20 protein-coding genes are annotated in these 25,101 nt (G+C 39.6%); 2 read left to right on the forward strand and 18 right to left on the reverse strand.

The annotated features are described in order from the left end of the window. Nucleotides 1–10 precede the first annotated feature (10 nt). The 18 genes from ACM40_RS03735 to ACM40_RS03820 all read right to left on the reverse strand — a co-directional run bounded on the left by ACM40_RS03735 (nucleotide 11) and on the right by ACM40_RS03820 (nucleotide 23,084). Nucleotides 11–493, reverse strand: coding sequence for a hypothetical protein (locus ACM40_RS03735; RefSeq protein WP_131705326.1), 483 nt, complete (start codon nucleotides 491–493; stop codon nucleotides 11–13). Beyond that, nucleotides 490–2,154, reverse strand: coding sequence for a hypothetical protein (locus ACM40_RS03740; protein ID WP_048501460.1), 1,665 nt, complete (start codon nucleotides 2,152–2,154; stop codon nucleotides 490–492). The genes ACM40_RS03735 and ACM40_RS03740 overlap by 4 nt, the downstream gene beginning before the upstream one ends. An 85-nt stretch (nucleotides 2,155–2,239) precedes the next feature. Next, on the reverse strand, nucleotides 2,240–3,049 hold the full coding sequence (locus ACM40_RS03745) for a hypothetical protein (RefSeq protein WP_048501461.1): 810 nt from the start codon (nucleotides 3,047–3,049) through the stop codon (nucleotides 2,240–2,242). After that, a complete protein-coding gene (locus ACM40_RS03750) occupies nucleotides 3,046–4,488 on the reverse strand; it encodes a PAAR-like protein (protein WP_165579268.1) in 1,443 nt (480 codons plus the stop codon). Before ACM40_RS03750 ends, ACM40_RS03745 begins: the two co-directional genes overlap by 4 nt. 160 nt (nucleotides 4,489–4,648) lie before the next feature. Continuing rightward, nucleotides 4,649–6,532, reverse strand: a complete 1,884-nt coding sequence (locus ACM40_RS03755; protein WP_083996782.1) for a type VI secretion system Vgr family protein — start codon at nucleotides 6,530–6,532, stop codon at nucleotides 4,649–4,651. 380 nt (nucleotides 6,533–6,912) lie between these two features. Next, nucleotides 6,913–7,752: a sulfurtransferase gene (locus ACM40_RS03760; protein WP_048501463.1), complete on the reverse strand. Its 840-nt coding sequence runs from the start codon at nucleotides 7,750–7,752 to the stop codon at nucleotides 6,913–6,915. Nucleotides 7,753–7,914: 162 nt separating this feature from the next. Then, the gene (locus ACM40_RS03765; protein WP_048501464.1) at nucleotides 7,915–8,763 is read right to left on the reverse strand and encodes a hydroxymethylglutaryl-CoA lyase; all 849 of its coding nucleotides are present in this window, start codon (nucleotides 8,761–8,763) and stop codon (nucleotides 7,915–7,917) included. A gap of 181 nt (nucleotides 8,764–8,944) precedes the next feature. Beyond that, entirely contained in the window at nucleotides 8,945–10,471 is a 1,527-nt protein-coding gene (locus ACM40_RS03770; protein WP_048501465.1) for a TSUP family transporter, read from the reverse strand. A gap of 5 nt (nucleotides 10,472–10,476) precedes the next feature. Beyond that, a complete protein-coding gene (locus ACM40_RS03775; RefSeq protein ID WP_048501466.1) occupies nucleotides 10,477–13,353 on the reverse strand; it encodes a TonB-dependent receptor in 2,877 nt (958 codons plus the stop codon). 138 nt (nucleotides 13,354–13,491) lie between these two features. Next, entirely contained in the window at nucleotides 13,492–15,165 is a 1,674-nt protein-coding gene (locus ACM40_RS03780) for an NADPH-dependent assimilatory sulfite reductase hemoprotein subunit (RefSeq protein WP_048501467.1), read from the reverse strand. Nucleotides 15,166–15,182: 17 nt separating this feature from the next. Next, the gene (locus ACM40_RS03785; protein WP_048501468.1) at nucleotides 15,183–16,892 is read right to left on the reverse strand and encodes a sulfite reductase flavoprotein subunit alpha; all 1,710 of its coding nucleotides are present in this window, start codon (nucleotides 16,890–16,892) and stop codon (nucleotides 15,183–15,185) included. Continuing rightward, nucleotides 16,882–17,727 (reverse strand): uroporphyrinogen-III C-methyltransferase, encoded by an 846-nt coding sequence (cobA, locus tag ACM40_RS03790; RefSeq protein WP_048501469.1) that lies wholly within the window; start codon nucleotides 17,725–17,727, stop codon nucleotides 16,882–16,884. Before cobA ends, ACM40_RS03785 begins: the two co-directional genes overlap by 11 nt. A gap of 25 nt (nucleotides 17,728–17,752) precedes the next feature. Then, the gene (cysK, locus tag ACM40_RS03795; protein ID WP_048501470.1) at nucleotides 17,753–18,664 is read right to left on the reverse strand and encodes a cysteine synthase A; all 912 of its coding nucleotides are present in this window, start codon (nucleotides 18,662–18,664) and stop codon (nucleotides 17,753–17,755) included. A 112-nt stretch (nucleotides 18,665–18,776) separates the two neighbouring features. Continuing rightward, on the reverse strand, nucleotides 18,777–19,607 hold the full coding sequence (epsC, locus tag ACM40_RS03800) for a serine O-acetyltransferase EpsC (RefSeq protein ID WP_185097181.1): 831 nt from the start codon (nucleotides 19,605–19,607) through the stop codon (nucleotides 18,777–18,779). A gap of 3 nt (nucleotides 19,608–19,610) precedes the next feature. Beyond that, nucleotides 19,611–20,849 carry a sulfate adenylyltransferase subunit 1 gene (locus tag ACM40_RS03805; protein ID WP_048501472.1) on the reverse strand — a complete coding sequence of 413 codons (1,239 nt, stop codon included), beginning with the start codon at nucleotides 20,847–20,849 and terminating at the stop codon, nucleotides 19,611–19,613. A gap of 102 nt (nucleotides 20,850–20,951) precedes the next feature. Continuing rightward, nucleotides 20,952–21,860 carry a sulfate adenylyltransferase subunit CysD gene (cysD, locus tag ACM40_RS03810; protein ID WP_048501726.1) on the reverse strand — a complete coding sequence of 303 codons (909 nt, stop codon included), beginning with the start codon at nucleotides 21,858–21,860 and terminating at the stop codon, nucleotides 20,952–20,954. A 10-nt stretch (nucleotides 21,861–21,870) separates the two neighbouring features. Further along, nucleotides 21,871–22,584, reverse strand: coding sequence for a phosphoadenylyl-sulfate reductase (locus ACM40_RS03815; protein ID WP_048501473.1), 714 nt, complete (start codon nucleotides 22,582–22,584; stop codon nucleotides 21,871–21,873). 83 nt (nucleotides 22,585–22,667) lie between these two features. Then, nucleotides 22,668–23,084: an RrF2 family transcriptional regulator gene (locus ACM40_RS03820; protein ID WP_083996783.1), complete on the reverse strand. Its 417-nt coding sequence runs from the start codon at nucleotides 23,082–23,084 to the stop codon at nucleotides 22,668–22,670. Nucleotides 23,085–23,228: 144 nt separating this feature from the next. Here ACM40_RS03820 and pepT point away from each other — a divergent pair, with 144 nt between their 5' ends. Further along, nucleotides 23,229–24,476, forward strand: a complete 1,248-nt coding sequence (pepT, locus tag ACM40_RS03825) for a peptidase T (protein ID WP_048501475.1) — start codon at nucleotides 23,229–23,231, stop codon at nucleotides 24,474–24,476. Nucleotides 24,477–24,481: 5 nt separating this feature from the next. Further along, nucleotides 24,482–25,054, forward strand: a complete 573-nt coding sequence (locus ACM40_RS03830; RefSeq protein WP_048501476.1) for a hypothetical protein — start codon at nucleotides 24,482–24,484, stop codon at nucleotides 25,052–25,054. Nucleotides 25,055–25,101 lie beyond the last annotated feature (47 nt).

A 25,101-nucleotide genomic window follows, 5' to 3' on the forward strand; every position in this document is an offset into this window, starting at 1 on the left:
ACGTACTATTTTATTTGAAAATTAATTTACCACCTGAAGAAATCCACTGGCTTTTTTTGTTCCATGATCCATCACAGTCCTGCTGCATCTGTTTTACTATTTTTACTTTTTTCAGATCGATAATGGCGCATGTGTAGTTTTCATGCAGGGTGCTGTCTTTATCACTCTCATGCACATAATCTTTGATGATGGCATCCACTACTACAAAATTTGCATTAGGGGATAGCCTGGAAAAGAGCTCACTCCCGGTACCTTTATATTCATTTCCTTTATCTACTTTTATACGTTTCTTTTTCTTAACGATATACAGATTATACCACAGTTTAGTATCGTTGTTATAGGAAGCATAGTATAATGATAAAGTATCATTTAATCTAATGATGGTATCTTTCTTTATCTTTTTGTCCTGCACGTAATGATCCCGGTGGGAAGCAGTGTTTCCGCAGGTAATACAAATGATTAAAATCATTATGATGGATGTAATTTTTTTCATGACAGGTTGGAATTTTTTTTCATTTTATCATACCGTTTATCCATATCGGTACCTCTTCTTGCATTACCATAATCATCAAGAATTTCCTGTTCATATGTACCGTGCATCTCTCCCCAGTCACCAGGATTCCTTGATAGTTTTTCTAATTTTTCGCCTTCTTTTTTAGTTTTATTTTGTTTGGCCGTATCCGCATCTTTTTTGGCAAAAAACCTGCCTAATGCAGCTCCGAAATCGTCTTTTACAAATCCCGGCCTGTTAATGTGATGATCCAGTACGGTGGCTTTACCTAATTTTGATTTTAAATAGTCTGACAGTTTATATGAATAGCCTGTAGGAGTTAAAGGAAGTACTACCTCTTTTAATCTCTTGATAAAATCCAGCACCTGTTTTTCCTGAAATGTCTTATCAATAACAGCATTTACGATCGGCTGCAGAGGTTTACATTCCACTGTTTTTCCAAATAGGGATTCTTTACAGTTTTCTCTGATTTTGTTTGATAATGTATTTCCTGTGATTTTTTCCGCTTTGGAATCTGACGGATCTTTATAATACAGAATCCCGGACTCAACCGTCCATCCGCATGATACAAATAATTCGTCATATTTTTCAGGATACTGATCTTTAAATTCTTCAACCTGCGTTGTAAATTCACCTTTTCCGGTATGATCCACTGTTTTCTGCATGGCTCCGGCAGTCAGTATCATCTGCTCACCGGAAAGATCCCAATCATAGGACTGCACAGAATCTAATTTACCTTCATTTTCAGACATTCCTACCAAGATAGCCTTTTCTTCAGTAGTAATTTTATTGTCTGCAATTAATGTATCCCAATCTGCATAATTTTCAAGTTTTTTCGATCCCCAGTATGCGGGTCCGTATCTTTTGCTGTATCGGGTACAGGTAATATCATAATTGTTTCCGCAATTACAGTATCTGATTTCAAACCTTTCGTTATCTTTATTTAAAAACTCATGCGTTTCATCAGGAAACTTCACTTTATCTTCTGTTCCTGTTACTTCAGCCTTGAAATATAAGAAGGCGTTCCTGTCATCTCTTTTATTAAATTTATCTATCAGTTTTTTTAAATCTTCATCACTTTTGGGACGCATCGTTATTTCTTTTGCATATTCCAGTTTTCCGTTGATTGTGAATTCTATTTTACTTTTCTCTTCTTCACCATCCAAAAACTTAACAGGATTTTCATAGATGTTTTCCGTATTTTTCAATTTATTTTCATGAATCTCAACAGAGAGTTTTCCGCTTTCGCCTTCACAATTGGCTACTACCCATACTTTCTTTTTAATAGTGGTACTGTTTATTCTTTTAAAATCAAAATCCGGGCTTCCATCAGCTTTTTTCGCCTGCACCTCTTCTTCCCAGGTAATTTTCACCTCATCTTTCGCTTTTAATTTTACAGAATCTTCTTTATCTGCCTGGATATTTCTTCTTCCTTTTTTTTCATATTTCTTTTTTACGTCAGATACCAGCCCGCCACTTTTTACAGGATAAGTTTCTTCTTTCTTTTCCCAGATCATTTTAGGAACCTGTTTCGCAAAATATATTTTCACCACATTCACTTCATGATCTACCTGATGAGGTATATCAAAAGACTTTTGATTGGGGTTTGCAGCATAATCATCTTTTTGTTGTACTTCACTCATAACGTTTTATTTTGAGCTCATTAGTAAAAATCATTTGAATTTTTATATTTTGTTTCCAGGTCTTTTATAGCTTTTCTTACAATCTTTACCAGCAAAGTTTATCTGACACTGCATATTCTGTACATTGATCAACAATCTTTAGTTGGCCTCCAACAACTTTATTTTTGTAGAGTTTTCTTTCTTTAGTATCACTCACTCCTGTTATGAGATATTTTCCGGTTTTGTCCCATCCATAGAATGCGGCTTTATTGAAAAAATCTGGTACAAATATAAATTTGCTTTCTTTTCCAGACCATTTATAAAATTGGTACATATCATTGTCTTTCATAGAACTTGAGAGATCCAGAATAAGAAGATCTTCATATCCATCATTATCCATATCTGTTATCGTTATAAAATTATAATTTTCATTACGGAAAATCATTTTTTTCTTAGTTACAAAATCATTTTCTTTAAAGTTTTTTTTCTTATAATAATCATAAGTATAAGAATATGATTTGTTATTGATAGTCTGCCAATCCTGAAGCTCAATAGTTCCTTCTATACATTCGTACGCAGACTTAGGTAAAACGTTATCTGTATTTTCTATTTCAGCAACAGTATAATTTTTTCCTCTTAATAATCTTTCAGACTTAGAGAGCTGTAGGCTAATGTCTATTTTTCTTTTATTAATTTCCAATGGGATAGCTATTGTATACTTCGAAGGAATATTCAATGTATCACCATCTTTTAGCACATTTTGCTTTTTGGAAGATGTTGGTTGAAGTATTGTTTTATGATCAATCTCCGTGGAATCAATTTTTGCGATATTGATATCCTCATTGTTTAATATTGTCTTAGACTGACTTCTCCCACAGGAAATCAACAGTATTAGTATTAAAATATATTTTTTCATTCAGTTATATTACTAATCTTTTCAACGTAAGATATTTTTATCCCTTTATATTCTTCATAGTTTTTAAAAGTTGCATTCCCATCACTATCAATATTCGTGATATAATGTCCACCATTATATAGTTTTATAAATTCAGCATCCAATAAGGATTTAACAGAAGAGTTATCCGCTTTTTGCGGCATATACTTGTTTAAATGTGAAAGTTCCGGAATGGTTGTTGGGCACCATTTATAGGTAAGGTTTCCTTCCTTTTGCTCTACTGATTTTATCTTATAATTGCTTCTTTTTAATAGTTTTTCTAAATGTTTTGAAGCTGCATCTAGTTTATCTGAAATCTTTTTATCCATTTTTATAGATAAATTTTCTTTCCAATTCCAGATATAATTAGGATTTTTATTTATTCTTGTAATGTAGTCTTGATCTGTTTTTTCTCTTTTTTCATAAGTGAAATCTATTTGACACATCCCCCAACCATCCGGTTCTCCATAATTTGGAATTCCTTTGCTTTCAAGTACTCTTCCGGAAGGTCCATATACTGCTTCTTTTCTATTTTTCCCTTTTCCCACAAATTCAGGATCCCAAAACTGTCTTACAACCGGATGAAATTCGCTGCCCGATTCGTGAAGAATCATTCTATATACTGGCCAATACTTTAAATATCCCTTATCATTCATATATTTTTTTACAACTTCTTTTGTAGGATTTTTTCCTCTTATATAAAATTGAAAATTACTTATAATAGAAGTTTTTGCTTCATTCCATACTTCTACAGTAGCAGTCCCCCCCCTAAACAGTCCCCGGAAGTCAACATCCCATTTAGTTTTTCCTTTATTGGCAATCATAAATGCATTTCCCCCATCAGACTTTGCCGGAAAATAATCAACATCGTTTCTGTCATAGAGTGTTGCGCTTGCCTTAAACTTAAATTCTGTCTTTAATCTAAATCTCAAACTTTTATGGATACAATCCTTTCCTATATAAACTTCAATTCTTATTTTAGGCATTGTCGGTTCCGGTGAAATAAATACGAAAGACTCAGGATCTATTTTTACATCATTATAGTAAACTGAAACAGTATAAATATTATCTTCTGGTGTTAAGATTCTATCTACCTTCGGAATAGGTGACGGAGAGGCAGAATTAAATTCAGGGTCACAATTGATAAAAGACTCTTTTACCAAAACCTTTTGTTCCTGTATAATAGAGGTTCCAGGATTTTGCCAGGGACTTAATTTTATAACGCTCATACATGGTGGGGGAGACATATTTCTTGCAGGCCATTTTGGATGCCCGCAGGTTCCTTTAAACTGAAGGTTCACCATATTGTTACCATCTCCAATTGTTGCAAATGGCTGATCCTGAAGGTTTATTTCATTAGACGTCACTTTCAGTTCCCCGGGTGCCTGAGCATAGGGACACTTCAGCTTTGCTCCATGCATTACCTGTTCTCTTTTTTCTACAGGAGAATCTTCACTGGATTTCTTTTGCTGCTCTGCTCTTTTTTCAGAAAGCTTTTTATCGTGCGCTGAAGTATTTGGATCTTCCATGTGTTAGTTTTTTGGATTGGATTCAATGGCTGAAGCCGGAATTATATTCGGTTTAGCCTTTACTTACTTTAACGTCTTTTCCTCCCTGGAATACAGCCAATGATGTTCCTCTCAATTTTAAATCGCCTTTAGAGGTCTGTATATCAGCTTCCCCGGAAGTGCTTTTAAATTTATTACCTGTGCTTTCCGTCTGATCCTGCTTAACTGTAACTATTTTATTTTCAGAAGTTTGAATATATCTCTTTGTAATAGATTCAGTGTGATCATTTCCAATATTCAGGGTACTGTCCTGTCCAATCTTGGTGGTCATATTTCTTCCCACGGAAATATGCATATCTTCACCTGCCGTAAAGGTCATGTTCTTCGGCGCAGTAACATGAATGTTCCCCTGGCCATCCATAAAATAGGTATTTCCGCTTGGGTCTTTAATGGTTACACTTTTTTCTGCATCATTCATTAAAACCTTAATACCGCTTCGGGTCTGTATAGATTTCAGATGATTGTCTACGCCTCCGCCTAGGCCTACCTGTCCATGAAACATCCCTCCCATTGCAAATGGAAAATCGGGATTGTGGTATTCGAATCCTACCATGACCTGGTCACCAATTTCAGGAACGGCTACAAAACCCCTATTTTGAGTGACTGCGTCTGTTCCTCCTGCATCCGGGCTCATCATTCTTATAAAGTGGGTGGTATCATTTAACTGCCAGTCAAAACGAACCTGTATTCTGCCCTGATTCAATGGATCTACATTGGATATAACAGTGGCTACCTGAGGTTCAGCTTTGGGCATTTCAAAATCAGGTTTTGGCATAAACCCGGTGCCTTCAGCGATTGCTTCAAAACTTCCTGTATAATAGCCTCTTGCATTAACTTCATGAGTTACCTCTGTAATCATAAGGGTTGTAAAATGTGAGGTTTCATTGCTGTCCGTCTTTCTCATGGCTAAATCTGCAACACATCCAATATACAGGAATGGAACTGTTGTATGTCCTGTAACTGTAAACACCTCTACTGCTTTACTTCCTCTTGCACTCTTCTGGGAATCATCCACATCACGGAACATATTGGCATTGATGGGAGTGGGAGTCAGTGATCGGGTAGTAAAAATAGTATCATTTAGCTGATAAGCTTTGGAAGACAATTCTCCTACATGCTTTACAGGATCATCAGCACCAACCATTTTGGTATGACTGCTGCTGTTATAGCCAAAATATTCCGGTTTGGTGTGAACGGCCTTTAGCTCAACATTCACATCAGTTACATTGCTTCCATACACCAGCTGGATAGGTTTCTCAGAAGCGGGAAGCTTCCCGAAATGAAGGATTTCACCGTCATAATAAAACTGTTCTCCGTAGGCCTCTGCAATTCTTGTAAGGTAATTGTAATGGGTTTCATTGTATTGTGAGCTGTAACTGATATAGCTTTTGTTTTGGGTATCTATCCTGAAATCAAATTTATTTGATCCTAATGTCTCATTGATAATACGATTGGCAATAATATTTGTATTCACCTCCTGCCCTCCCCCGAAACTTTGGGTATGTGGCGCAGAATCCATCAGGATGGTGGGGCTTTTTCCTTTTAAGATAATATTTCCCAGGCTCATTTTTTCCTGGCTGAATGCCACTTTGGTAATAAGACCCACAAATGTTCTTTCAGGACTGTCATTTTCAGCATCTTTATATTTAAAAACAATGGTAATTCTTTTTCCTAAAAACTTCTGGGCTTGTTCAAGGTTGTGATTTTGGGCTTCACCTAAAGAGTCATGAGCCAATACCAGTTCAAAATCATGGTGCTTTCTCGCACTCTGCTGTAAACGAAAGTGTTTGAAGTGATTGACAACCTTGCCCTCAATCACAATTTCCAGTTTGACCACACGGTTAATACCCGAAATATGGTTTTCTGAAATCTTATTAGAATTTGAGGTGTTTTTCATAATATTTTGGGTGTGTTTTTATATTATGTCACCTAAGTTAGATAAAAAATTGAACGCTAAATATATAATTTTATTAAAATCTGCATAATTGTAGTAAAACTACGATTCATTAAAATCTGCATTTGAAGTGGATTTTTAGCTTCATGTAATCAATGCTTTAGATCTTTTTTTCATTCAGCTTCAACATTGTTTTTTGAATCTTTCTTTTCAAAGTTTATTGATGGGGTTACAGATTGAGATTTTAAGATATTGTTTCTCTGGCAATCAAAAAAATATCCGTCTCACAACTGAGGCGGATTTTCTGTGTTTGATCTTAAAATAGTTCTATTTTTAAAGGGAAAACTTATCGGAAATTATATTCATAATTAGCTTTCAGTAATTTAACCCTCCTTTGCAATCTCCTTTCCTTCCCTTCTGCTCCATTCGCTCCACGAGCCTACATAAAGATCAGGAACCGGAAAACCTGCATAATCCAGAGCTAAAATAGTATGGCAGGCGGTAACACCTGATCCGCAATGGATGATCAGATGTTGAGGTTTATCTTTTAAAATCTGTCTATATTTTTCTTTTAAAACTTCGGGTTTCAGGAAGTTTCCGTTTTCATCCAGGTTTTCTGAAAAAGGAATATTGATGGCTCCGGGAATATGTCCGGCCACCAGATCAATCGGTTCAGATTCTCCTCTGTAGCGGTAAGCATCTCTTACATCTACAACCGTTGACGAATAGTTTATTAGCTCATTTTCAACATCTTCCAAACTCTTCAATGGAAGAAGCCATTTCTCTTTTTTAATTAAATCCGCCTTTTTAAATATCTCTTCGCCGGATGAAAACTCTAGTCCTTCTTTTTCAGCAGACTGAATTCCGCCATCCAAAACCTGTACATTCTGAAGTCCAAATGACCTCAGCATCCACCAGGCTCTTGCTGCTGCATTAGCTCCATTTTTATCATCATAGATTACCACTTGCGAATTTTCAGCAATACCAAATCCTGCCAGTGTTTCTGCAAATTTTTCAATGGCCGGAAGAGGATGTCTTCCTCCAAAGGCAGCGTCGTCTCCTATCTGGGCCAGATCTTTATCCAAATCTATGAATCGGGCGCCTTTGATATGCTTTTCAAGATAGGTTTGATACATATTTTTTCCAGCTCTGGCATCAAGGATGATGAGGTCAGGATTCTGGAAAATATCTTTTAATTCTGATGGTGAAATGATGGGTGGCATGTTTATTAATTTTGGAATTAATGGTAAAATAGGCTTTGACTAAAGCCGGATTGATTTTTTAATATAACAGAACGGGTTAAAACCCGCTCCTATTGATTTTTCAAGCAAATTTACCGGATTTCTGTCTAAAATTTACTGCTTTATCTGCCTGATAAGAATTTATTAAAAATGAAAAATATCCTTTGCTTTATTATAAGAGCTTTCAAAATTCAGCAGGTTCAGTTTATGCGCTGCTTTTTCCACGCTCATAAAATTGATTACCTGTTCTGTCGGCATATTTCCTACAAGGTCATCTTTTGCCATCGGACATCCACCTATTCCTTTAATGGCACTGTCGAATCTTCTGCAACCTTGATCATACGCTGCTTTCAGCTTTGAATAAGAATCTTCGTAACGGTTATGGAAATGTCCTCCGAAATTGATGTCCGGATATTTTGACGGGATTTTTTCAAACAAAAGCGCTATGGTTTCAGGAGTGGCAACTCCCGTAGTATCGGAAAGCAGAATGTCTTTAATTCCTATTTCTGAAAACCTTTTTGCCCAGAAATCCACATCTTCCCATTTCCACATTTCTCCGTAAGGGTTTCCGAAAGCCATAGAAAAATAGATATTCAGCTGTTTTCCTTTGCTTTTAACCAGTTCAAGCATTCTGATGACTTCTGCAAAAGCTTCTTCCTGGTTTTTGTTGGTGTTCCTGTGCTGAAATGTTTCCGAAATAGAGAACGGAAAACCCAGAATATCCACCGACTGATGTTTCAGTGCTTTTTCGGCACCTCTGTAATTCCCAATGATCGCAGAGACTTTTGTATTGGAGAGAGATTTATCAATATTTTCAGCAACCTCATCCGAGTCGGCCATCTGTGGAATTGCTTTCGGGGAAACAAAACTCAGACAGTCCAGTACATCGAACCCAACCTCCATCAGGGAATTGATGTAATCTATTTTTTTACTGGTCGGGATAAATTCTCCCCAACCCTGCATGGCATCTCTAGGACATTCTGTTAGAAACATTTTTACTTTTTGATTTTCTCAAATATAATAAAACTAAACAATTTATATCTGTACCCAACAAATCTAACATTATTTTGATTTTCAAAGTTTTATATCCGATTTAAAATTTCGATAACTGATATGCAGTCCCGGATCAGGTATTCAGGAAATGAAATCTGAAGTTATGCAGCCGAAAAGAGATCTATACCAATGACTTCACAATCGTAACAAGGCTCATGATAATAACTACTACACCCACAACAGCAAACATTTTCTTTGCCGGCAGCCGTGAAGCAAACATGGCTGAAAAAGGAGCGGTAAAAACACCTCCCAGAAGAAGTCCGAGCACAATATTCCAGTGGTGAATCCCGATGGTAAAAATGAACGTCACGGCACTTACAATGGTCAGTAAAAATTTGGCCATGGTTGAGCTCCCCACTACATATCGCGGTGTTCTGCCTTCTTTAATTAGGGTTCCGGTAACCAGTGGTCCCCATCCTCCCCCTGCAAAAGAATCGATGAAGCCTCCCGCCAAACCGAGAATTCTGAGATTCGTTTTCTTCTTATGCTGTCTGCCTCCTGATCTTTTTTCTTTTCCCTTAAAGGCATTTCTGAGAATATTCACTCCTAAATAAAGGGTGTAACAGGCAATAATGGGTTTTACAATATGGGCATAATATTCCCCGAAATGCGAAAGGGCAAACGCTCCGATAAATGCTCCGACTGCCGCAACAGGAAATAAGACCCAGACCATTTTCTTATTAACATTTCCCAGTTTATAATGACTGATGCTTCCGGCCGCTGAAGTAAACGACTCTGCAGAATGGATGCTGGCACTTACAACCGGTGGTGGAACATTTAACAAAAGAAGAATTGTTGTACAGATTACACCATAACCCATTCCCATTGACCCGGCAACAATTTCAGCCAGGAACCCTGCCAGCAGCATCCAGTAAAAAATATACCTGTCTTTACTGAGAAAATTCTGGATATCTCCTGACAGATTAAATTGATAAATAATCAAAGCCAGTACTCCGATAAGCGCTAAAACTCCAATAATTCCTAAATAAATATTGGCTCTGCGCTGTACTGTTTTGGTAATATTAATCAGTTTTTCCATCTCCAGCTTTGTTTCTGCGGGATGAATTTCCTGCTCTCCCAGATATTCTGTAGTGAGCCTGTTCAGCTCTTTCACTTTGTAGGTGAAATCTCCTTTCAGACGGTTCCTGATATCCTGCATATTATCCAGCAGGCCGTCCATTTCCTTATCCGGAATGGTTTCCGTGAGGATTTCACGGATTCTTTTGGCTATCGTCGGGGATTTTCCATTGGTAGAGACTGCTATTTTCAGATCTCCTTTGCGGACAATTGAACCCAGGTAAAAATCACACAAATCAGGCTTATCTGCAATATTCACCAAAGTATTATTCTGATGAGCCCTGTCCCGGATCTGCTCTGCAACAAAAATATCATTGACTGCAACAATCGCAATATCGGCACTGTTAAAATCATTATCCGTATAAGATCTTTCATGGAGGGTAAGATTGGGATAATTTTGCTTTAAATCTCTAACCTGATCATTAATTTCCCTGGCCACCAGCTTAATACGGGCTCCAGGAGAATTTCCCAGGACAGACTGCAGTTTTTCCAAAGCCACATTTCCACCACCAATGATGAGCACAGACAATTCGTCGAGCTTTAAGAATATAGGATATAATGTATTGCTCATTGTTTTCAGAGTTTTAAATCGTAAGTAAAAGCCAGATAATACAGCCCTCCGATCTCAGGACCTGCCGCATATTGAAGATACCTGCGGTTCAGCAGATTGGTGGCTCCGATTTTCACATTTGCTTTAATTTCAGGAATTCTCCATGTGGCCTGTGCATCGATGGTATAGTAAGCCGGAATATTTCCCGATGCCAGCGGACTTTCCCATAAAAAGCTGTTCTGCCATCTAGCTGCTACAGTAAAACCTATATTTTTGACAACTTCTCTGTTTCCAAAGCTCAGATTGACTGCCCATTTGGGAGTATTGAAAGCTGTAATAAAAAGGTCTGAAGTGTTGGTAGAAATAAGATCATTGTAAGATACGTTCACATTCACATTATAATTCTTTACCAGATTATAGCGGATTCCTAGAGAAGTTCCCAGACTCTTGTAGGTAGTATTACTATTGGTATATACCCTGTACCGGTCCTGCTTGCTTCTGTCCAGCATGGCCAAAACAGCGTTATCCGTTCCTATGGTTTCATTTTTAGGGACAGCCACTTCTACCTGTCCAAGAAAACCTTCGTAAACATTGTAATAAAAGTCCCAATCGATGACCAGTTTGCTGTTAAAAAGGGCTGATTTATATCCAATTTCAAAGGAATTTACCTTTTCCGGCTGTAATTTAGGCAGGTTGGCGGCGGCTAACAAATTTCTGTTTTTCAAAGCGGCCTGGTTCTGGCTGAGTCCTCCGTCTACATCTTTATTCACTGCCCCTATAAACTGGTCGATGGAAGCCAGCGTATAAGAATTTTCAAGGTAGCCCAGTCCTTCGTTCGCCATAGAAAGGCCTCCTACTCTTCTTACGTTTCCGTTATTCACAAAAGATAAGGCTTCAAATAAGGAAGGAAAGCGGTAACCGTTCTGGAAAGACACTCTGAAGTTATGCTGGTTAACCGGAGAATACACAAGGCTTACACGCGGATTGAACTTGGTTTCAAATTCCGGGTTTCTGTCGGCACGCAATGCCAGATTCACTTTTAGTTTATCGTTGAAAAAAAGTTTGGTAAGCTGGGCAAAAGCTCCATACTTCTGATAGATTACATTTTTCCCGAAAGTACCGTCCGGCAAAGGAATATTTCTTTCACTGACAGGTCTTCCGAAATCCACAAAATTATTCCCGTCCGGTGTGATGCTGTAAAGGCGGTAATCTGCTCCTGCCAATAGACTGAATACTTTGATGAACCTACTGAAATCATAAGTAATTTCTCCCTGGTAAAAGCGGGATCTCTGGTCAAGCTTTGCCCCTCCGGTGGCCGGAGCTCCAGCAATTCCTGAGTTGGCGGAATCCCAGTTATTAATGCCAATGATTGTATTTTTTAACTGTTCAAAAGCGGCTGTTCCGGGTAATACTCTGTTCTTATCTGCTTCCTGTCTGGCTAAAATAAAGGCATCATTCAGATTGACTCCGGAATTGAGCCTGTCCTGTAAAGCGGACTGAAATATATTTTTCCAGTTATTATTGGAAAGGTTGGTAAGATCCAGATTATCTGCCAGGGGTTTCAGGTTATAAGAATCTCCTGTATTTTCTATCGACATATAAGCTCTGAATGTCAATTCTTTACCTGTAAGCTCCACCTTGTGGTTCTGAACGGTGGCATTCTGCAGGCGAATTTTATTTCCCCGCTGGAAAGTTCCGTCCAGCAAACCGTATCGGTAGACGTATGATGTTTTCCACTGATCCCCGAAACGGTAATATAATCCGGCATCAAACTTTATATTTTTTACTTCCGGGCTTATCAGATCCTTTTCATAATAACCTGTCCTGGAAACATTAAAGGTTGTTGGTTTTCCATTATAATTCACTTTTACAGAAGTCCGGTTGTTTCTTTCATCCCCGTATTTGTTCCAAAGATCTTCGGCCGGATTGTTATTTAAAGAAAAATTGGGATTGGCCGTGATCAGTGAGTTAGGGTTCTGATCTGTTCTGTTGTCCGAAATCCAGTCTACACCGCTGAAATAGGAACCATTGATTTTTACCGCAAAGTTTTTATTAATCACCTTCGCAATTCTGAATGCGCTTTCTCCTAAAGCAGCGGTTTTGTGATTGATATTGTCGACGTGGTTCACGCCTCCCCTGAAATACAGGCTTACTCCTTCTGAGGTAAAAGGGTCTTTTGTCTGAAGACTGGCCAAACCGTTCACCGCATTCATTCCGTAAAGAGCTGAAGCTGCCCCGGGAGTAATCTCCATGGACTGGATGTCCAATTCTGTAGGACCAATGGCATTTCCCAGCGGAACTCCGAGTGTGGCAGACTGCACATCTACTCCATCTACCAGCTGCATGAAGCGGAAGTTATTCGGGGAATTGAATCCCCGGGAGTTGGGAACTTTTAAGGTAAGACTGGAGGTTAAAAGCTGCAGCCCTTTTACATTTTCCAATGTTTCGTAGAAGCTGGCGGCCGGGCTTTCGCGGATGGTTTTAATATCAATCTTTTCAATCGCAATCGGTGACTTCAGGATTTTCTCAGGAACACGGGAGGCTGAAACCACAACTTCATTGATGATGGTATTCTGAGGATTCAGATCTATTGAAATTTTATTGGAAAGTGAGAGAATTTCAGTGGTCTGCCCGGCAAATCCATCTTTGGTAATAACAATTCTGAAAGGTATTTTCACTCTTGTCCTCAATGTAAATGATCCATCCTGATTTGTTATGGCAGTATCCTGAGTTTTTTCAACCTGAATCTGTGCTCCGGCGATGCCTTTTTGAGTATCCGTATGTTTAATAATCCCACTGACTTCAATTAGCTGCTGAGCCTGTAAAGAGCCCGTGAAGAAAAGGATTAAAAAAGGAATAAAATATATTTTCTGTTTGGAATATTTAGGGTGTATGGATTTCACTTGTATAAAATTTTAGGATTTAAAAATGATTTATGTGTTGTCTATTAATGAACAGCACATACACATTCGTATTCCTAAAAGATTCCGGTTATGTTTTCCCACAATTTTCTGTTTGTAAAGAAAGTTAGTCATGTTTTTTTATTTTAGGGTTTGTAAATAACGGTAAGAGAAATCTCCAAAGGTTTCGCCGGGATTTTTTTGTTCAGAGTATGTACCAAACAGTTCATCAAGCGTCTGCAGTATCTCTTCTTCACCCAGGTTTTCTTTAAATTTAGTGTTCAGACGCATTCCCAGCCTGTCGCCCCCGATATGGAGATTGTATTTGCCGTAAGCTGTTCCCACAAATCCGATTTCGGCATTGGGAGATCTTCCGCAGCCGTTGGGGCAACCGGTCATTCTGATAGTTATATCTTCGTTCTGAAGGCCGTATTTTTCCAGAACAGGTTCTATTTTAGTGACTAAAGACGGCAGGTAGCGCTGCGCTTCAGCCAATGCCAATGAACAGGTATTCAGCGCCACACAGGCCACGGAGTTTTTACGAAGAGCACTCGCCTTATCCGTATATCCGGAAATTCCTGATTCTTTCAGTAGAACTTCAATTTCAGCTTTATCATTTTCTGAAATATCAGACAGGATCAGGTTTTGATTACAGGTAAACCGGAAATTCACTTTCCCTGTTTCTGCAATTTTTAAAAGCCCGGATTTTAAAGGATACCCTTCTATATCCAACACTCTTCCGTGTTCTACAAATAAGGTGTAGAACCATTTTCCTTCATGATTCTGCGTCCATCCGTAGCAGTCTTTTCTCTGCCCAAACTTAAATTCCCGCGCGGGCTCAAAGCTGAAGCCACACCTTTTCTCTACTTCTGTTCTGTAGCCGTCGATGCCCAGCTTATCAATCGTATATTTTAATCTTGATAGTTTTCTGTCACTCCTGTTCCCGAAATCACGCTGTACAGTAATGATTTCATACACCGCTTTCAGTACCTTTTCTTCTGTATCCACAAATCCCAGCACAGATGCCAGACGGGCATACGTGGCTTCGTTTCCGTGGGTAGCGCCAAGCCCGCCGCCTGCAGCAATATTATAGCCTACAATTTTATCATCGTCAATGATGGCAATCAGCGCAATATCGTTGATAAACACATCCACATCGTTATTGGGAGGAACTGCAATTCCTATTTTCAGTTTTCTAGGCAGATATCTGTCCTGATACAAAGGATCTTCCTCTTCTTTTCTGTTGATAATCAACTCGTCATCGATCCACAGATCATAGTAGGATTTGGTTTTCGGCAGACACATTTCACTGATCTTTCCTGCCAGTTCAAAGGCCTCCTGATGCAGAGGTGATTCGGAAGGGTTGGAAGTACAGGTTACATTCCGGTTTACATCACCACACGCTGCTATAGAATCCAAATGGTGAAGATTGAAGCTTTGGATAGTCGGTTTTACATGAGATTTTAAAATGCCGTGCAGCTGAATGGTCTGGCGCGTAGTAATTTTAATCACTCCTGTGGAATGATCGCCTGCAATATCATTGAGACCCACCCATTGTTCAGGCGTTAAAAAGCCTCCCGGAAGCCTAAGGCGGATCATGTAGGAATACAGCCATTCCAGTTTTTTTCTTACCCTTTCTTCACGTCTGTCCCGGTCATCCTGCTGATACATTCCGTGAAATTTGATGAGGGTCTGGTCATCTTCCCGGATGGCTCCGGTAAAATCGTCCAAAAGGCTTTCCTTTAAGGTGCCCCTAAGACCGTTGCTTGCTGTTTTTATTCTTTCTACGGGGGAAAGGTTATTTTTATCTGTCATTGTTATCCGTTTATGATTTAATACACATCTTTTACATATCTGCCGCTGAGCTCCAGCTCTTCAAGATAGACCTGAGCTTCTTCCAATGTCTGTTTTCCCTTATCCTGAAGGATGCCCAGAATTGTTTTTTCCACATCTTTACTCATCGGCTCTTTTGCTCCGCATATGTAAAGGGATGCTCCTCCTTCCAGCCAGTGGTATACTTCCTGTGCTTTCTGTTCAAGTCTGTGCTGCACATATATTTTTTCTGCTGTATCCCTGGAAAAAGCAAGATCAAGATGGGTAAGTGTTCCTGTTTTCAGAAAATCCTGAAGTTCGGCCTGGTAAAGGAAATCCGAGACAAAATTCCTGTCACCGAAAAAGAGCCAGTTTCTTCCTTCCGCACCCACAGCATCCCTTTCGTAGAGGAAAGATCTGAAAGGCGCAATTCCGGTTCCCGGCCCAATCATGATAATGTCCTTATCCTGGTTCGGAAGTCTGAAATGTTTGGCTTCCTGAATGTAAAACTCAAGGTCATCTCCTTCATTAAAGGCTGAGAGAAAGCCACTGCACAGTCCACTCTGTTTTTTATCGCTGATCAGAAACTCGGATTTGGCTACGGTAATATGAACTTCACTATCTCCGTGGGCTTCCAGTGCTGAAGAAATGGAATATAAACGGGGCGACTGACCTGTTAAAATGCCGATCACCTGTTCAAATTCTTCTGCATTTTTTACCGGATAGATCCGAAGCAGATCAATAAGGCTTAAGCGTACTTCAGGAATACTCTGACCGGTGATCTGTGCATATTGAGCGACTGTAGATTTAAGAAGATAACTGATGTTCAGATGCTTGTGTAATAATTCTTCTGCACTGGCTGTAATTTTTGAAGTTGTAATCTGCTTTTGTGGGTCAATCCCTGTCAACGAAATGATTTCATCCACTTCTGACTTTGGATTGAAAGCGATCACTCCCAAGGCATCGCCGGGGCTGTAGACAAGAGGTTCTTCCGTTTCTATTTCGATATGGTAGGTTTCTTTATCAGATTCAATATCATTCAGATTGATGATGGTTGAGATTTTTCCCTGGTATTTTTTTCTTCCCGTGGAAACCTTTGGCGCTGCCGTAGCTTTTTGGCTGCTTTCTGCTGTTTTACTGACCACGCTCAAGATGTGTTCAGCCCAGCTGTGGGACTCCTGTTCATAATCAACATCACATTTTTTTAATGGAATAACTCGCTGTGCGCCCAATATTTCAAGGCGGGAATCCACATCTTCTCCCGTTTTACAGAACAGAGGATAACTGGTATCTCCCAACGCCAAAACCCCGAATTTCAGATTATTAAGATCCGGATCATTTTCATGAAGATGATCATAAAATTTCTTCGCAAGAATCGGAGGCTCCCCTTCTCCCTGTGTGCTGATAATGATAAAGAAAAAGTCTTCTTTCAAAAGATCCTTCGGCTTATATTGGGAAAGATCTGCCAACTTTACCTGAATTCCTTTTTTCTTGATGATTCCTGCAAGCTCTACTGCCAGCTTTTTGCTGTTTCCAGTCTCGGTACCATAAGCAAGAGTAATTTTTTTCTGAGAAACGGTTTCAGCATGATTAGCCGGGAAAATAGTTTCCTGTACCGCGACTGATGACCCGGCAAGCCCTGCCAGAAAACCACTGGCCCAGACGGCTTCATCTCTGGAGAAACTGCAGGATATTTCCCTAAGGGCATTTAATTTGGCTTCAGACAGCATATTCAAATATATTTTGAGGGTTTGACACTAAGCTTCCGTTTGTTACAGATTTAAAATAGATCCCTTCCTGTATAGGTTCTTTCAGCCAGGAAAACTCTTCATGTAAATTCACCACTTTCCCGATAATAACCAATGATGGCGATACAAAATCTCTATTTCCCAATTTCTCGTGAAAATCTTCCAGAGAAGAAGTATATACTTTCTGATAAGGTGTGGTAGCCTGTTCAATGACCGCAATTTTCTTGTCATTGGTTTTTCCAACCGCTAAAAACCTATCTACCAATCCGTTCAGGTTTCCTTTGGACATATAAAAAACAAGGGTGTCTTCTGATGTTCCAAGTTCTTTCCAATAATCATCGCTGAGAATTTCAGTTTTGTAATAAGTCAGGAAACGGACTGATGTGGCATAGCCGCGCGCTGTTAAAGGTATTCCGGCATAGGCAGCTGCTCCTGATGCTGCAGTGATACCCGGTACTATTTCAAATGAAATGTGATGTTGTTTCAATACTTTCAGTTCATCCAGCATATTGGAAAAAAAGGATATATCTCCTCCTTTGAGCCTGACCACCATTTTTCCCTGAGCAGCATACTCAATGATTAATGTATTGATACGTGACTGCGGGGTGGAAGCATTTTTACTGCATTCTTTCCCCACATATACGATTTCGGCCTTTTTATTGGCGTAACGCTCTATTATTTCAGGGCTTACCAAACGGTCACATAAGATCACATCGGCTGAAGCAATGGCTTTTACGGCTTTTACAGTGATCAGATCGGGGTCGCCAGGTCCTGCGCCTACCAGGAAAACCTGTGGCGAATTGCTATTTTGTTTCATTTTTAAATCTTTTTATTAGGGACGTCTAGAAAAGCCCTTCTATGGACAGGTATCTTTCGCCGGTATCATAATTTACGGTCAGAATATTTGATCCTGCCGGTATTTCAGGCAACTTTTTGGCTACTGCAGCTAAAGCGGCTCCGGTAGAAATCCCAACGAAAAGTCCTTCTTTCTTTGCTGCTTCTTTGGTATATTCAAAAGCATCGTCTTTTCCGATCTGAACAATTTCATCCAAAAGAGCGGTATCCAGAATGGAAGGAATAAATCCAGCACCAAGGCCCTGCAGCGGATGCGGTGCCGGTGCTCCACCACTAAGGACAGGAGACAATTCCGGTTCTACGGCAATGACTTTGACATTCGGAAATTTCTGCTTGAGAACCTTCGCAATTCCGGTGATGTGCCCTCCGGTTCCAACGCCTGTGATCAGATAATCCAGCCCGTCGGGAAAATCTTTAATGATTTCCTGGGCAGTGGTTTCCACATGTACTTTTACATTCGCCGGATTATCAAATTGTCTCGGTATCCATGAGTTAGGGGTCTGCTGAGCCAGCTCATCAGCTTTCTCAATGGCTCCTTTCATCCCTTTTTCTCTTGGGGTCAGAACGAATTCTGCTCCGTATGATTCCATAATTTTGCGGCGTTCCAGGCTCATACTTTCAGGCATTACGAGAATCAGCTTGTAATTTTTTACGGCTGCAACCAAAGCCAGTCCGATTCCGGTGTTTCCACTGGTTGGCTCTATAATAATGCTGTCTTTATTCAAAAGTCCTTTAGCTTCTGCATCTTCGATCATCGATAAAGCGATTCTATCTTTGATGCTTCCTCCGGGGTTGGATTTTTCCAGTTTAATCCAAACCTCATGTTCTGTACCGAAAAGTTTATTAATTTTTACGACCGGGGTATTTCCGATGGTTTCTAATGTGTTCTGGAACTTCATACCGACTCAATTTTATGTTGTTTTTTAAATTTTTAAAACATGATTTTACCATTAAGGACTAATTAAGCTGATGATTAAGAAACTGATTCTTAACGGTTAACATTTATCCTTACTATATCACAAATGTTAAAGATTCCGGGAGCGGCCCGTTGTCTTTTATTTTTATTTCACTTTTATTGTAGACCAGAGAATTGGGAGGTACATTCTGAGTAATCCATACGTTTCCTCCGATGATACTGTCTCTTCCTACCGTTGTTTCTCCACCTAAAATCGTTGCCCCTGAATAAATAATGACATGGTCTTCAATATTGGGATGCCTTTTTTCGTTGGCTTTATCTTTTGAAACATTCAGAGCGCCGAGGGTTACTCCCTGATACAGCTTCACATGCTTCCCGATATGGGTAGTTTCTCCGATTACGATGCCCGTTCCGTGGTCAATAAAGAAATGTTCTCCAATAACTGCTCCGGGATGAATATCTATTCCTGTTCTGCTGTGCCCATATTCCGAGATCACGCGTGGCAGGGTTTTCACTTTCTGAATCCACAGCTGATGGGAAATTCTGTAAACATACGTTGCAAAAAAACCGGGATAGGAAAGAAGGATTTCTTCCAGAGATTCCGTAGCAGGATCAAATTCGAGAATAGATTCAGCGTCAAGGATCAGTTTATTATAAATTTCCGGCAGTGCAAGAAAAAAATCCTGTATGTGCTTTTCGGCTGCAACCTCATCCGGTGCAATGCTTTTAACCAAATCCAAAAGAAGCTTTCGTAATTGTTCAAAATTATTCCGAAGCTGAGCTGCTGTATTGACCTCCTGAGAAAGAAACAAAACACTATACAATTCTCTGACGAAATCTTCCATCTTGGTTTTATCAAAGAAGCCTCCGGAACTGCTGTTCTTTTTTTCAAGGACTTTGTTAATAAAATAATCTGAAACTTCCATGATCTACTGAATTATACATGCTGCAACGGTTGCATTGGACGTTTCATCCACTAAAATGGCCGATCCTGTTTTTTTATTGCTTACAAAATCATCGAATACCAAAGGTTGCGCCGTACGTATCGTTACTTTCGCAATTTCATTGAGCTTTATTCCTTCCTCTACAGCTTCCTTTTCCAGGGTATTAACATCAATCTTGTATTCTACCTGTTTTACAACAGCTTTCAACAGTCTGCTGTGATGCTGCAAAACATATTTATTTCCGGGCTGAAGCCCTTTCTGATCCAGCCAGCACAGTAAAACCTCTATCTCTTTTTCAACTTTGGGAAGCTCATCTGCTGAGGTGAAGAAATCTCCCCTGCTGACATCGATATCATCTTTGAGCTGAATAACAGCCGGCTGTCCTTCAAAAGCTTCCTGAACCTCAGCACCATTGACCTCTATGGATGAAATTTCAGTAATAATCCCGGCAGGAAGAATGGCAATCTTATCTCCTTTCTGAAAGCTTCCGCTTACGATGGGTCCGGCATAGCCTCTGTAGTCATGTAGTTCCTCTGTCTGGGGGCGGATCACGTACTGTACCTGGAAACGGCTTCCGCTGTTCTGTTCCCGGTCAATCTGTACTTCTTCCAGATATTCGAGAAGGGAACTTCCTTTGTACCAACCGGTAACGGCTGACAAGGAAACAATATTATCTCCTTTCAATGCGGAAATCGGGAAATAGGTAACATCTTCAAGGCCCAGTTCTTCAGCAATTTTGGTATAGTCTGCTTTTATAGTTTCAAAAACCTCTTCCGAATAGTCTACCATATCCATTTTGTTGATGGCAACGGCTACTTTTTTCAGTTTTAGCAATGAAGCGATGATGGAATGCCTTCTTGTCTGCTCAATAACGCCTTTACGGGCATCGATCAGGATAATCATCAGGTCGGAATTGGAAGCTCCGGTAATCATGTTTCGGGTATACTGAACATGTCCCGGAGCATCTGCAATAATAAATTTCCTTCTGGATGTCGAAAAATACCGGTAGGCGACATCAATGGTAATTCCCTGTTCTCTTTCTGCACGGAGCCCATCCGTTAAAAGAGCCAGATCCACACCGTCTTCATTTTTGTTTTTAGAGTGTTTCTCAAGCACTTCCAGCTGATCCTGTAAAATACTTTTGCTATCGTAAAGCAGTCTTCCGATGAGGGTACTTTTACCGTCATCCACGCTTCCTGCTGTTATTAATCTTAATATATCCACGAGTTTTTATAAATGATGATTGATAAATGATGAGTAATAAGGAATTGGTAATGAGTAACATGTTGCATTCGCTATTGCTGATTACTCATCGCTCATTACTGATTAAAAGTAGCCTCCTTTCTTCCGGTCTTCCATTGCAGCTTCAGTCACACGATCGTCAATTCTTGTTTCGCCTCTTTCTGAAATTCTGGTGGCGACAATCTCTTCAATGACTTTGTCTACGGTAGCTGCTTCGGATTCTACCGCGGCAGTACAGGTCATATCTCCTACGGTACGGTAACGGATTCTTCTGGTTGTTATGGTATCACTTTCTTCCAGTACGGCAAATTCTGAATTGGCAATCCATTGCCCGTTGAGGTCTACAACTTCTCTGTCATGAGAGAAGTAAATAGATGGCAGTTCAATTTTTTCTCTTCTGATATAATTCCATACATCCAGCTCCGTCCAGTTACTGATCGGGAAAACCCTTACATTTTCTCCTTTGTGGATTTTCCCATTGAAAATATTCCAGAGTTCTGGGCGCTGCAGTTTGGGGTCCCATTGTCCGAATTCGTCTCTTACAGAAAATATTCTTTCTTTTGCCCTGGCTTTTTCCTCATCCCTGCGTGCTCCTCCGATGCATGCATCAAATTCAAATTCTTCAATGGTATCCAGTAGCGTAAAGGTTTGCAGCCAGTTCCGGCTTGGGAATTTCCCCTTCGGTTCTGTGAGTTTTTTTTCCCGGATGGTGTCTTCCACTTTTCTTACAACCAGATCCACATTCAGTTCTGTGGCCAGCCTGTCTCTGAAGCTTAAAACTTCCGGAAAATTGTGCCCTGTATCCACATGAACAAATTTGAAAGGAATTTTTCCGTGGGGAAATGCTTTTGCCGAAAGATGCGCCAGCACAATGCTGTCTTTTCCTCCGCTGAACAGTAAAGCCGGACGCTCAAACTGCCCCGCCACTTCCCTCAGTATGTAGATGGATTCTGCTTCTAACTGATCTAAATAATTTAAATGATATAATGACATATTGTATTTTTTATTGATGAACATGTAAACCGCATTCTTTTTTGTCTGCATCTTCCCACCACCAGCGGCCCGCTCTGAAATCTTCCCCTTCTTTGATGGCTCTTGTGCAGGGCTCGCATCCGATGCTTACAAATCCTTTTTTATGAAGATGATTATAAGGCAAATGGTGGTTTTGAACATATTCTGCGACCTGCTGCGTTGTCCAGTGAAGGATAGGATGGAACTTGATGATCTGATGATCCGGATCCCATTCCAGCTGCGGCATTTGTCCTCTTCCTGCGGAATGTTCCGAACGTAATCCGGTGATCCAGACTTTATATCCCTGAAGTGCCTTTTTAAGGGGAACTACTTTCCTTATATTACAGCAGGCTTTTCTCTGCTCTACGGACTGATAAAAAGAATCCGGCCCGTTTTCTGAAACAAATTGCTGCAGGGATTCCGGATCCGGATAATAGGCTTTTATATTTTTTTTAAAGAACGCTCTGGATGAGGTCCATGTTTCGTAGGTCTGTTCAAAAAGTCTTCCCGTATCCAGAGTAAAAATATCAATATCAAGATTTTTTATCAGGTGAGTGACTACCTGGTCTTCATAGCTGAAGCTGGTAGAAAAGATGACTTCTGCAGGAAATTTTTTTGCAAGAATCTCTAAAAAATCACTACTGAAAGTACCTCCAGAGGCCTCTTCAAGCAATTGATCGAATTCTATTTTCAGAGTATTTTCCATTGTGAATTGAAATTAACTTCTGCAAATATATATAAATCCTATTTATCCTACCAAATTAGTAGGATATAAAAATTAAAAAAAATTCAGCTGTTTTTTATGAAAGAAGTAAGGGTGGCTTCCATCATGCTTTTTCTTGTTTTTTCTCTTACAATGATCAGCTCATTTCGGAGATAGCAGGTTGCCTCATCGACACAATCATCACAGGGCTCATAGAAATTTATTGAAATACAAGGGGTTAAGGCAATCGGGCCTTCAAAAATACGGTAGATATCGGCCAACGAAATATCATCTGGGGACTTCAGCAGGTAATATCCCCCGGCGGTTCCCTGCTTACTGTTGACCAACTTGGCTCTTTTCAGCTCAAGAAGAATCTGCTCTAAAAATTTTTTGGAAATATTCTCATCCTGTGCAATAATAGCGGTTGACAAAAATCCCTGATTGTAGTTTCTTGCCAATCTAACCATTGCTTTCAAAGCATATTTGCAACGTTTGGACATCATAATTCATGCAAGTTATAACAATTTATTTGATTATCGAAATTGTGTTTCCGGATCAGGAAATGAAATGGCATTCAGGGCTGAAATTATGCTCTAAAACTTATATTTGAAAAATTTACATTGTATATTTGTTGAAATTTAAAATTCATGAGCGCAATAGAATTTAACCAAATGTGGAAAGAGAAATTACTGAACCGTTTTCTTGCCTATGTAAAGATCTACTCAACCAGCGATGCAGAAAGTGAAACAACACCTTCTACGCCCAGACAGTGGGATATTGCAAAATATATTGCTGAAGAATTGAAAACGATAGGCCTTGAAAATGTTTCTATTGATGATAATGGTTATATTATGGGATATGTTCCATCGAACCTGGACAATGATGACCGACCTACGATAGGCTTTATCTCGCATTACGATACATCTCCGGATTTCAGCGGAGAAAATGTGAAACCACAGGTTTGGAAAAACTATGACGGAAATGATCTTCTTTTAAACCAGGCTACCGGATTTACATTATCCGCATCAAAATTTGAAAGCTTAAAAAAATATATCGGTCAGACACTGATCACTACAGACGGAAACACGCTTCTTGGAGCTGATGACAAAGCAGGATGTGCAGAGATTGTAACGGCTGCAGAATACCTTATTGCCCACCCAGAAATTAAACATGGAAGAATTGCCGTAGGATTTACGCCGGATGAAGAAATCGGAAGAGGTGCCCATAAATTTGATGTGGCCAAATTCGGTGCTGAATGGGCTTACACGATGGATGGAAGCGAGGTGGGAGAACTTGAGTATGAAAACTTTAATGCCGCAGGTGCTGTGGTAAAAATCCACGGATTGAGTGTTCACCCAGGCTATGCTTACGGAAAAATGGTGAATGCTGCTCTTTTGGCTGCTGAATTTATACAATTGCTTCCTGCCAATGAGACTCCGGCTACCACTAAAGGTTTTGACGGTTTTTATCATTTAATGGACATTATAGCTGATATTTCTGAGGCTAAACTACAATACATCATCCGCGATCACGACGAAGAAAAATTTGAAGCCAGAAAGAAATTTATGGAGGAAAAAGTGGCTGAATTCAACCAAAAATATGGAGAAGGAACCGCTGAAGTGGAGATTAAAGAGCAATACCGTAATATGAAGCAGCAGTTTGAAGGGAAAATGCACATCATTGACCTTGCTGCAAAAGCAATGAAAGAAGCCGGCATTGAGCCCTTAATCAAAGCGATCAGAGGAGGAACGGATGGAGCTCAGCTTTCTTACATGGGACTGCCTTGTCCGAATATTTTTGCAGGCGGAATGAACTTCCACGGACCTTACGAATATGTTGCCTTGGAAAGCATGGAAAAAGCAACTGAAGTAATCATTAATATTGTAAAAGCATAATTCTGATGAAAAAACTTTCAGCATTAGCACTGATTCTTATGTTTTCTTTCAGCTATGCCCAGGTCTCTGAATTTCAGAAGGCAGATTCCCGGTATGAAAGAAAGATAAAGTCTCTGTACAAGAAATATCCGAAGCCTAATGATGAAAGAACCAAACAGGAATGGCTTCTCACGGAAGAAAAGATATCAGCCTACAAAAATGCTTTAGAGAAAATCTCTGAGGAAGAAAAGAAAACAATGACGGATGTTCCGCCTCCGGCAGCTGCCAAAATTACAAAGGAAGCGGAGTACGCAACAGGAAAGGCTTCGTTCCAAAAGCTTTTAAATGAAGCTGTAGATCTTACTTTCCTGAACTTTGCAGTTAATCCTTATAAGATAACTTTGAAATTCACTCTGGATTCTAAAGGAAATGTTTTTAATGCAAAGGTAAAAGGGAATAATGAAGATGTGAATGCTTTTATTGAAGCCGCTTTTTACCGTATTAAGGATAAAGGGAAATGGAAACCTGCGGAATCCAATGGAAAACCTGTCCTTTCTGTGGTCAGTCTTCCTTTACAGTTAAATTTCAGCAAAAAATAATAATGAAACCGTTGTGAAAACAGCGGTTTTTTATTTCTAAGAGCTTT

This window comes from Chryseobacterium sp. BLS98, assembly GCF_001045445.1.
Classification (GTDB): Bacteria; Bacteroidota; Bacteroidia; order Flavobacteriales; family Weeksellaceae; genus Chryseobacterium.